General features: G+C 67.7%; 1 pseudogene. It reads right to left on the bottom strand.

Annotated features, from left to right (window positions below):
* Positions 1 to 164 precede the first annotated feature (164 nt).
* Positions 165 to 533: pseudogene (locus AC1DWF_RS38170) on the bottom strand (cobaltochelatase subunit CobS); the annotation flags it as partial.

Raw genomic sequence — 533 nt, 5'->3', positions numbered from 1 at the left:
GCTGGGCGATGGCGCGGACGGCGCCGGCGGTCGCGCGCTTGAACTCTTCCTGCCGCGTGAGGTCCTGCTTCGACATGTTCAGCTCGTTCGATCGAGGCGGCGAAGGCGCCGCACCACGTCAGGTCCGGGCCGAGGCAGGGCTCGGCCCTGCCTCGATCCCGCTGCTAGCTCGCCTTCTTGTAGAGCCCCGTCGAGATCTCGGCGTTGAAGCAGCGCTGGTAGTACTCCGCCACCGTCGAGCGCTCGGCCTCGTCGCACTTGTTCAGGAAGGTCAGCCGGAAGGCGAAGCCGACATCGCCGAAGATGCGCGTGTTGTCGGCCCAGGTGATGACCGTGCGCGGCGACATGACGGTCGAGATGTCGCCGGCGATGAAGCCCGCGCGCGTGAGGTCGGCGAGGGCCACCATGGCCTCGACCTGCTTCTTCATCTTGGCGTCGCCGGTCACGCCGAGCTTGGCCAGCACGATCTCCGTCTCCTGCGCGTGCGGCAGGTAGTTCAGGGTCGCGACGATGTTCCAGCGGTCCATCTGGCC

The organism is Aminobacter sp. P4_D5, assembly GCF_056401815.1.
Note: the sequence above shows the minus strand (reverse complement) of the source record. Positions and strands in the feature narration are given on the sequence as shown.